The sequence below is a fragment of the Mycobacterium sp. genome, assembly GCF_044370595.1.
In the GTDB taxonomy this organism is placed as follows: Bacteria; Actinomycetota; Actinomycetes; order Mycobacteriales; family Mycobacteriaceae; genus Mycobacterium.
In genome coordinates this window covers 19,507-29,014 of record NZ_JBILVF010000033.1, presented here as the reverse complement: position 1 = coordinate 29,014, position 9,508 = coordinate 19,507, and the positions used below count along the sequence as shown (strand labels likewise).

7 protein-coding genes are annotated in these 9,508 nt (G+C 67.4%); 3 read left to right on the top strand and 4 right to left on the bottom strand.

Going from position 1 to position 9,508, the window contains the following annotated elements; translation table 11 throughout:
* Positions 1-125 precede the first annotated feature (125 nt).
* Positions 126-2,279: a hypothetical protein gene (locus ADBZ5N_RS07130; RefSeq protein WP_526256788.1), complete on the top strand. Its 2,154-nt coding sequence runs from the start codon at positions 126-128 to the stop codon at positions 2,277-2,279.
* Here the strand turns inward: ADBZ5N_RS07130 and ADBZ5N_RS07125 are convergent.
* A complete protein-coding gene (locus ADBZ5N_RS07125; RefSeq protein WP_526256787.1) occupies positions 2,266-4,443 on the bottom strand; it encodes a glycoside hydrolase family 3 protein in 2,178 nt (725 codons plus the stop codon). The genes ADBZ5N_RS07130 and ADBZ5N_RS07125 overlap by 14 nt on opposite strands.
* Positions 4,444-4,540: 97 nt before the next feature.
* Here ADBZ5N_RS07125 and ADBZ5N_RS07120 point away from each other — a divergent pair, with 97 nt between their 5' ends.
* The gene (locus ADBZ5N_RS07120) at positions 4,541-5,287 is read left to right on the top strand and encodes a copper homeostasis protein CutC (protein ID WP_526256786.1); all 747 of its coding nucleotides are present in this window, start codon (positions 4,541-4,543) and stop codon (positions 5,285-5,287) included.
* Here ADBZ5N_RS07120 and ADBZ5N_RS07115 read toward each other — a convergent pair.
* Both ADBZ5N_RS07115 and ADBZ5N_RS07110 read right to left on the bottom strand, forming a co-directional pair.
* The gene (locus ADBZ5N_RS07115; RefSeq protein ID WP_526256785.1) at positions 5,284-6,213 is read right to left on the bottom strand and encodes a manganese-dependent inorganic pyrophosphatase; all 930 of its coding nucleotides are present in this window, start codon (positions 6,211-6,213) and stop codon (positions 5,284-5,286) included. The two genes, ADBZ5N_RS07120 and ADBZ5N_RS07115, sit on opposite strands and share 4 nt — an antisense overlap.
* Positions 6,214-6,434: 221 nt before the next feature.
* A complete protein-coding gene (locus ADBZ5N_RS07110) occupies positions 6,435-6,887 on the bottom strand; it encodes a hypothetical protein (RefSeq protein WP_526256784.1) in 453 nt (150 codons plus the stop codon).
* A gap of 162 nt (positions 6,888-7,049) precedes the next feature.
* Here ADBZ5N_RS07110 and ADBZ5N_RS07105 point away from each other — a divergent pair, with 162 nt between their 5' ends.
* A complete protein-coding gene (locus tag ADBZ5N_RS07105; protein ID WP_526256783.1) occupies positions 7,050-7,916 on the top strand; it encodes an alpha/beta fold hydrolase in 867 nt (288 codons plus the stop codon).
* 26 nt (positions 7,917-7,942) lie between these two features.
* Here the strand turns inward: ADBZ5N_RS07105 and ADBZ5N_RS07100 are convergent, their stop codons facing one another.
* Complete coding sequence (locus ADBZ5N_RS07100) at positions 7,943-9,373, bottom strand: serine hydrolase domain-containing protein (protein ID WP_526256782.1); 1,431 nt, start codon at positions 9,371-9,373, stop codon at positions 7,943-7,945.
* Positions 9,374-9,508 lie beyond the last annotated feature (135 nt).

Below are 9,508 nucleotides of genomic sequence, written 5' to 3'. Positions count from 1 at the left end.
ATCGGCTTGCATGTCTCATCTCTAAAACGAATACCGGTGTATGTCAAGCCATGGCCAGGTAGGAGTTGATGGCATACGCTGGGCAAACAGCCCGGTTGGGTTGTGCGGTTCGAAGGGTTGTGCCGATGGGCTTCGACAGGCACGTGCGTCGCGGGGCGGTAGTGGTCTCGGCGGGCTTTCTGCTCGGCGCTCTGAACGTGGCGGGCGTGGCCCACGCCGAGCCGGAATCGTCGTCGGCGGAGACCGGCACCCGCACCGCACGGGATGTTCAGCGGGCATCCGCGGCCCGGGCCGAATCCGCCCGACCCGCCACCCCGGCCCGGGGCAGGGAGGCGGGCCTGCGTGACCGCCGCGATCGTAACGCTGAGCGGCCACCGGAGTCGGCGGTTGTCCAGCACGCTGATCCACCGACTGCTCCGGTTCCCGAACCGCCTCCCGCCGCCCCCCAGATGCTCACCCCCGAATCGGCCTCCCCGGCGCCGTCGGCAGCCCTGCCCGGCAGTCATGATGCAGCGGAGGCGCTTTCGACGCCGATAGCGCTCCGTCCCTCGGAATCACCGACCGCGGGCCCCTCGGATTCACCGACCGCGGCGGCAGTCACCGCACCGGCTGCCGCGACGGCCGCACCCCCGCAGGCGGCCGCACCTCAGCCGCCCAGCCTGACCAGCGCCGTGCCAGCCGGCACGGTCGACGCCGCTGACGCGCTGACCGGGGGATCGGCGACCCCGCTACCGTCAGCGCTGGCGTGGACCATGCTGGCCGCCGCACGCAGCGAGGTCGGGCGGCGCAGCCCGGGCCCGGCGGTCGCCGCCGTCCCCGCAGCGTCGACCAGCGAACCGGTTCAACCGGTGGGCCAGGACGTCAGCCCGCTGGGAACCCCGCAGCAGACCGCCGCCGAGTCGATGGCGATGCAGACCGTGCACACCCTGCCGGTGCTGGCCATGAAGGCGGTGCTGGGACTGGCCTGGCGCATCATCGCCGACATCGAATACACCCAGGCCGGCGGCCCTGATCAGGAGAACCTCGCGCTGCTCGGTGGGGCGGTCGACGAATGGGCGATGGCCTCGGCGTTCCAGTCGATGATCCTGAACTCCAACGACCCGGCGATCGTCATGCAGGTCGCACCGCCGCACCACTGGTACGGCCTGGACGTCACCGGCTCACGCATCCTCTACGACAACCCGGACACGATCTACCGCTTCGCCGGGGTCAACTACGCCTCGCAGTACGTCATCACCGGCCGGATGCCCGAGAACGACCCGAAGGCGAGTTTCAGCGTCCTGACCGGACTCACCGGCAGCACCGCGGCTGTCCTCGACGCCGACCAACTCGAACTCGGTCCGGACCGCACCTTCGTGATCACCGTCAGTGGCGCCGCGGCCCAGTCCGGCCAGAAGAACCACCTGCAGATCACCCCCGACACCACCCTGATCGCGATCCGCGACACCCTCTCGGACTGGAACGCCGACGATCCCATGACTCTGGCGATCCAACGCACCGCCGGCCCGCCCCGGAGCTTCTTCGGCCAGTTCGGCGGTTTCGCGTTGCCGTTCATCGGGCCGTTGGTGGCGCAGAGCGCGTTTCTGACCGCACTGGTCTCGCTGATCCCACCGCTGCCCGCTGTTCCGCCGTTCGTGAGCGGGAGTATCACCGCGCTGCTGATGCTGCGCGGCATCTCGGAGGAGTCGAAGTACATCAAGGTGGCCACCACCGACCCGGTGAGCGGAAACCGCAAGGGCCCCAACGTGTTCACCGATCCGACCAGTAACGCATCGTTCCTGGCCACCCAGGTGCAGAGCGCCGGCTACTTTCATCTGTCCGACAGCGAGGCACTGGTCCTGACCATCACACCGAACAACGCCGGCTACTTCGTGGTCCCAGTGACCAACGACTGGACCATCACCGACAACTACTGGGACGATCAGACGAGTCTGAACAACACCCAGGCCAAGGCCAATCCGGACGGGTCCTACACGGTCGTCGTCTCCCCGACCGAACCGCAACTGGCCGGCGGCACCAGTGTGTGGAACTGGGTGTCCACCGGCGGACTGAACCAGGGCACGCTGGCCATCAGGTTCCAGTCGATCGACCAGAGCGACCCGATCAAGCCCACCGTCAGTTCCCGGGTGGTTGCGCTGAGCGAACTGGCTTCCGTTCTTCCGGCTGGCACGGTCGTCGTCACCCCGGCCGAACGGGCAGTGCAGATCGCCTCGCGCGGTGCCGGATTCAACCGGCGCTTCGCGCCCTACCTGCAAACCACGCCCCTTAGCCCGGGATAGCGAGGGTCCCCTCGAGCGCCGCCGGGTCGTGGGCGTACGAAGCGGCGCGGATGGCCAACTCCGATACCGGGAGTGTGAAACCCGCGCCGGCCCAACGCTGGACAGGACGCGCCGAACATTCGACGACAACCCGGTCAGCGGCCCCCGCCGCCAGGTGCACCGACCGGAAGCCGACGAGGTGATGGACGGGCCGCCCGGTATCGGCCGGCTGCACGGTGTAGATCTGCACGACGTGCCGTCCGGGTCGTATCCCGGTGTTGGTGACCGTGACCGAGGCGGTGAACCGTTCGCCGTCGAGGTGACCGACCGTGAGGTCGGCCAGCCCGAAGGTGGTGTAGCCCAACCCGAATCCGAGCGGGTAGGCGGCGGGGACGCCGTCGCGATCCAGCTTGCGTTGCCCCCACCAGCGGTCGTAGTGGACGGTGGTGGCGTCCCAATCCACCTGCGGCAGATCGCTCTGCCGGTGCGGGATCGTCATCGGTAGCCGGCCGGCCGGTTCGGCGTCCCCGAGCAGGATGTCGGCGACCGCGTGACCGCCTTCCATGCCGGGGTACCACGCCAGCAGCACCGCAGCGACCTCGGCGTCCCAGGGGTCGAGCACGATCGTGCCGCCGCCGATCACCACCACCACGGTGCGGGCATTGACCTGGGCCACCGCGCGGATCAACGCGATGTCCTCGGGGTGTAGCCGCAGATCTCGGCGGTCACCGCCGTACTGCTTGAGCTTGGCCACCCGGGAGGCTACTTTGACCAGCACCGCGGCGACCGGCCGGTATCGGGCGATACCACCGAGCAGCTGGGTCGTCGCGGTGTCCACCCCGATCATCGACTCGCCCTCGTCGACGGAGGACAAACCGACCACCACGACGGCGGCGTCGGCGCCGCGCGCTGCATCCGCAGCCGCCGCCGGGTCGGTGCCTGCAACGTGAATCAATCTCGGCCCCAGCCGTTCCCGCAGACCGTCGAGGATCGTGACCGAGGACGGCGGGCTCACCATCGAGGAGCCCACATCGCCCTGGTTGGGCTGATCTGCCAGCCGACCGATCAGCGCAACCCGCGCCAGCGACGCCTCAGCCATCGGCAGCGCGGCGGCACCGGCGATGTCCCGGTTGCGAAGCAGCACCACACCGCGGCACGCCACCTCCCGCGCCAAACCGCGATGCTCCGCGCAGGCAACCACACTGACCGGTGGCCGCGGGCGGGCCCGCAGCGCGAGCCGGATCTGGGCTGCCAGTTGCCGGTGGGCGGCGCGTTCGGCATCGGACCGCTTCAGAGTCCCGTCCGCTAGGGCCTTCTCCAGGGTGCCGGCCCGCTGCTGCCGGAACGGCATCTCCAGGTCCTGCCCGGCGGCCACCGACCCGACCGGATCACGCAGCCCCCAAATGAAGTCGGTCATCACGAATCCGGTGAAACCCCAGGAATCGCGAAGGATTTCGGTGAGCAGGTGCCGGTTGTGCCCGGCCCAGGTGCCGTTCACCGAGTTGTAAGCGCTCATCACGCAGTCTGCGCCCGCTTCCACGACGGCGCGGAAGTGCGGCAGGTACACCTCGTGCAGGACGTCGTCGGCGACACGGACGTCGACCCGGAATCTGGCCTCCTCCATCGAGTTCAGCGCGAAGTGTTTCACGCACGACATCAACCACGAGTTGGCTCCCGCTACCGCCGCGGCCCCCATCGCACCCAGCAGTACCGGGTCCTCGCCGTAGGCCTCCTGGGCGCGCCCCCAGCCGGGTGAATAGGCCAGGTTGATACAGATGCCGGCCCACAAGTTCGCACCTTGCGCGCTGGCCTCAGCCCCGATGGCGTCGGCGACCTGGTGCTCGAGGTCGGGGTCCCAGGTCGCAGCGCGGGCGAGGGCCACCGGGAACGCCGTCGACGCCCCCAGGGCGACACCGCGCGGGCCGTCGGTGAACTGGATGCCCGGAATACCCAACCGGTCGATGCGGCCGGCTTCGAACGGCACCTTGTTGTACCGCCGCGACATCTCCGTCAAGCCGCGCCGGATCGTCAGATCGCCGTCGAGCAGCCAGAGCAGTTCCGGATCGGTCAATCGTGCGACCAGATCCGCGACGGCCACCTCCAGAGGCTGCTCACCCCGTTGAACCGTCGACACCGCGGCGTCGAACGCGGTATCCGGTGGGTAACACGGATCGGTGACGGTCAACGCGGGCCGGGTTCCTTCCGCGGTCTTCGGACACAGACCATAGCGCCGGGTGCTCAAGTCTCGGTCCCTCGAGCTTATCCGGGCCGATAATCATCGGATGGAATTGGAAGTCATCGCTTTTGACCTCAGGTCATGCACGATCGCCGCGAGGCATGGCGCCGATCGGATCGAACTGTGCGCCAACCCCCACGAAGGAGGCACCACCCCGTCCTACGGGCTGATCGCCACCGCCCGGGAGACGACCGCCATCCAACTCTTCCCGATCATTCGCCCGCGCGGCGGGGACTTCCTCTACACCGACGCAGAACTGCGCGCGATGGTGCGCGACGTGGACCAATGTCGGGCACTGGGTTGCGACGGCGTCGTCGTCGGGATGTTGTCGAAAGACGGCCGGGTCGACGTCGCTCGGTGCACGGAGTTGATCGAGCATGCCGGCGGGATGCAGGTCACGTTTCACCGGGCCTTCGACCGGGTGCAGGATCCTCTCCAAGCCCTCGACGACGTCATCGGGCTGGGTTGCACCCGAATCCTCACCAGCGGGTTGCGCCCGAACGTCGATCTGGGGACGGACATGTTGCGGACGTTGGTGGCCGCGGCAGGGGACAGGGTCACCATCATGGCGGGGTCGGGGATCAGGTCGAGCAACATCGTTGAGGTCGCGAGCGCCACCGGTGCGCGGGCGTTTCACAGTTCAGCGCGATCGGCACACCCGTCGTCGATGGAGTACGTCAATCCGGCGATGGCCGAAGACCTCAGTTCCATCAGCATCGACGCGGCTGAAGTGGCCGAACTTCGACGGCTCCTGGACGAGTACCCGAGCTCGCCGAATAGCCCGCCGAATTAGGTGCTGAATGTCGCGGTCAACACCGGGACCATCTGTGCCTTGCGCGACACGACGCCGTTGAGAACGGCCCGGTTGTTCTCCAGGGTGACGCCGTAGGCCGCCTCGACGGCCGATGCGCGCGGACCGAGTGCCACGACGACCGAATCGCTGTTGAGGATGTCGGTCACCACGAACAGAAACAGGTCGAGGCCCTTGGCGGTGACGACCTGCTGCAGTGCGGTCTCCAACTCGCTCTGGCGAGACAACACCTCATCGACGTCGACCGCGTTGACTTGAGCGATCTCGACCTTGCAGCCGCCCATGGAGAACTCCTTGGCGTCCATCGCGATGAGCTGCTCGATGGACCTGTCGGCCAAGCGTGCACCGGCGCGCAGCAATTCCAGGCCGTAGGTCTGCGCGTCGACCCCAGCGATGGCGGCCAGTTCATCGGCGGCCACGGTGTCCTCGGCGGTGCAGGTCGGTGATCTCAGCAGCAAGGTGTCGGAAAGGATGGCGGACAACATCAGCCCGGCGATGGGAGGACTGACGTCGACCCCCTTCTCTTTGTAGATCTTCAGCACGATCGTGGCCGTGCAACCGACCGGTTCGGCCCGGTAGTACAGCGGCCCGGCGGTTTCGAAGTTGGCGATGCGGTGATGGTCGATGACTTCGGCGATCGTCACCGCGTCGATGTCCGTCGCGCTCTGCTGTCGCTCGTTGTGGTCGAGGAGAATGACGTGGGACGCCTCGGTCGCCACCGATTCGACCAGACGCGGCGCGGCGGTGTTGAAGTAGTCGAGTGCGAACTGTGTCTCGGCACTGACGGCGCCAAGGCGGACGGCCTCGACGTCTGCGCCGGTCTTGGCCTTCAGATCGGCGTAGGCCAGCGCCGAGCAGATTGAATCGGTATCGGGGTTCTTGTGCCCGAAGATCAAAGTCGCGCTCATGTTCAAGACTCCATCGCCGGCTGTGGCCGAAGCCTATCTACTCGGCAGCCGGCGGCGGGGCGACTAGCGGCCGTTGCGCTTGAGGAGGTACTGCAGCCAGCGAACATCGAGCAACATGACTCCCACGCTAGGACCCAAACTTAAGGCCGAACGGCCCCGGAGCTAATGCGTCACTAAAAACTTCTGCCAGAACGCCATTAAGTTCGCACCCCGGATTGGCGTCAGCCGGGGGGAGGTGGCGGAGGAGGTGGCGGAGGAGGTGGGCCGCCCGGCGGCGGCGCCGCGGGACCACGCGGCGGGATCACCTGGGGGCATAGATCCAGCACGGCGTAGGTCACCAGGGCGACAGCGTCCTGCTGGCTGATGCGGTGGAAGGTCTTGGTGGCGATGACTTCATTGTTGATGGCCGCCCGCACCGGTAGACCCTGGGCGACGGTGGAGGAAATCCGGTCGCACGAGCCATAGCCCGCCTGCACCCAGCGGTCGGGTGTTCCCGGGATCGCCGTCGCCACCGCGTTAGAGCGCTCGATGTCGCTGATGAACTTTTCCTCAGGGGTTTGCGCCCACGCAGGTGCCGCCAGGCCGGCGAGTGCCGCCAGGACGCCGACAGCACCGGCCGTCGCAGTTCGGAAACGCGTCGCCGCCACCATGGTGCCCATTGTGCCCCCGGTCATGACTGGTCAGCCCAGAGATGAACTTTGTGTACGAGTATTCACTGAGCTCACGGCGTCATTCGGCGATGACTGTGCTTGACAACGACACCTGCGACGCATATTAGTGTACGTATGTTCACTCAAAAGATTGCGGCGGGCGGGGCGCCGGGAGGCCTTCCACTCATGACTGAGTTGAAGTATCTGGACCTGCACGGGGAGCGGATCGCCTATCTCGACGAAGGCAGCGGTGAGGCCATCGTGCTGCTGCACGGCATCGCGGGCAGCTCGGAGACCTGGCGGTCATTGATCGGACCGCTCTCACGCAAGTACCGGGTGGTTGCTCCCGACCTGTTGGGCCACGGCAATTCCACCAAGCCGCGGACCGACTACTCGCTGGGCGCTTTGTCGGTCTTGATCCGCGATGTCCTCACCGAGTTGGGCATCACCCGGGCGACCTTGGTGGGCCACTCACTGGGGGGCGGCATCTGCATGCAAATCGTCTACCAACACCCGGAGTATGTGCAGCGCCTGGTTCTCATCAACAGTGGCGGCCTGGGACCGGACGTCGGCTTGCCGCTGCGCCTGGCCTCCCTGCCCGGTGCCGAACTGGTGCTGCCGATCATCGCGGCCAAGCGGCTGCTCGCCCCCGGTGAACGGGTGTGGTCGCTGATGCGCAAGGCGGGTATCGAATCCCGGCGCGGTGAGGAGATGTGGCGTCATTACCGGTCGCTGTCAGACGGTCCGACCCGGCAAGCGTTCCTGCGTACGGTGCGAGGAGTCATCGATCACCGCGGCCAAGCCGTCAGTGCGCTGAACCGGCTCAACTCCAGAACGGATTTCCCCGTGATGGCGATTTGGGGCGACCGGGACGCCATGATCCCCGTCGCACACGCCTACGCCGCCCAGCAAGTCCGCCCCGACGTCCGGTTGGAAGTGCTGACCGATGTGGGGCACTTCCCGCACGCGGAGCGTCCCGCCGAAGTCGCCGAATTGATCGAGGACTTCATCACCGCCGACGCCGGTGAGCGGCTCTCCGGGGCGGAGTGCTGACGAGGGAGTACTGGTTGCCGTCCTAGCTAGTTGCCGTAGAGATGCAGTGCCCGGGCCGCCGCGGTGGCGACGTCGCCGCTCAACGTCACCACGGGCGGGCCGCCGCGCTGGTGGATCACATTCGCCAGCACCACCACGTAGCTGTCTGATCCCGGGTCCATCCACACCGTGACCCCGGTGAATCCGGTGTGACCGAAGCTGCCGACGGGAAAGACTGTGCCGCGCGGCGTCGACTGGTAGGTGTCGATGTCCCAGCCGAATCCGCGGAGGCCCCCGCCGGCGGTGGCCGGCTGCTGCGGGGTCGTCATCATCTCCAGCGTCGACTCTCTGAGCGGGAACGGGCTCGGCCGACCGGCGAGGCGGTCCAACAGAGCCTGGGCGTACTTGCCGACGTCCTGGACCGTCGAGAAGACACCGGCGCTGCCGGCCACACCACCCATCCGGCGGGCTGTCGGATCGTGCACGGTCCCCCGCAACAGGTGGCCGTGGTGCGGGTTGATGCCCGGTGTGTCCTCATCGCGCGCGGTCGGTGCCACGCGGGCCAGCAGATCGGTGTTCCACGTCCTGTCCGGACACGGGTTGACTCGCGGGCCGTCGGGGTCGAATGCCAACGCGTTGCCCTGGATTCGGTAGGGGCCGCATGCCTGGGATGCCGGCAGATAGCGGGTGTCGGCCATGCCCAGCGGGGCGAAGATGTTGTCGCGCGCGTACACATCGAGGGGTTCGCCGCTGATTCTCTCGACGATCGTGCCCAGCAGGATGAAGCCGATGTCGGAGTAGTGGAAGACCTCCGCGGGTGTGAACTCCAAGGGTGCGGTGAGCGCACGGTGAAGGCCGTCCGCCCGATCCGCTGCGGTCAGCCCCCAGGGTCCTTGGCGACTCAGGTCGCCGCCGATCCCTGAGGTGTGAGTGAGCAACATGCGCAGCGTCACCTGGGCACGCCGTGGATCGTTGCCGGCGTTGAAGTCGGGCAGGTAGGTCTGCACCGGTTCGTCGATCTGAACCTTGTCCTGCTCGTAGAGCTGCAGAACGGCCGTCGTCGTCACGATGATCTTGGTCAACGACGCCAGATCGAAGATGGTGTCGACCGTCATCGGCTCGGCGGGAGCGAACATCCCATCCAGTCCCGGCTCGCTGGCGAGTCTGCGTGCACCGTAGGCCTGACGGACGACGACTTTCCCGCCGTGGCCGATCTGCACCACCGCGCCGGGCAGCCGACGCGCAGCGATGTCGGCGTCGACTAACTGCGAGACCGCGATGAAGTCGCCCTGCGGCGCGACGACCGCTGCGGGGGTGGTCGGCGGAATGGCCGCCGGGCTCGGCGTGGGCAGCGCGGCCGGGCTCACCGGGGTGCCGGTGGCCGGTGGGGGCGGCGCAGACCGTCCGCACGACGACACCGCAGCGACGCTGAGCACGATTGCTCCAGCGGCGCAGGCTCGGGCGACGAGCGAGGTCACAGTAGGACGGTAACCGCATCCCGGCTGCTCATTGCGCGCATCCTCGCCCCCGCCGCCGAAGTCGGCCGTTATGAGCTGGTATGAGCCGGTATGAGACAGTGGCGGTGCTGGCATCACCCGAGAGGACCGTGAATT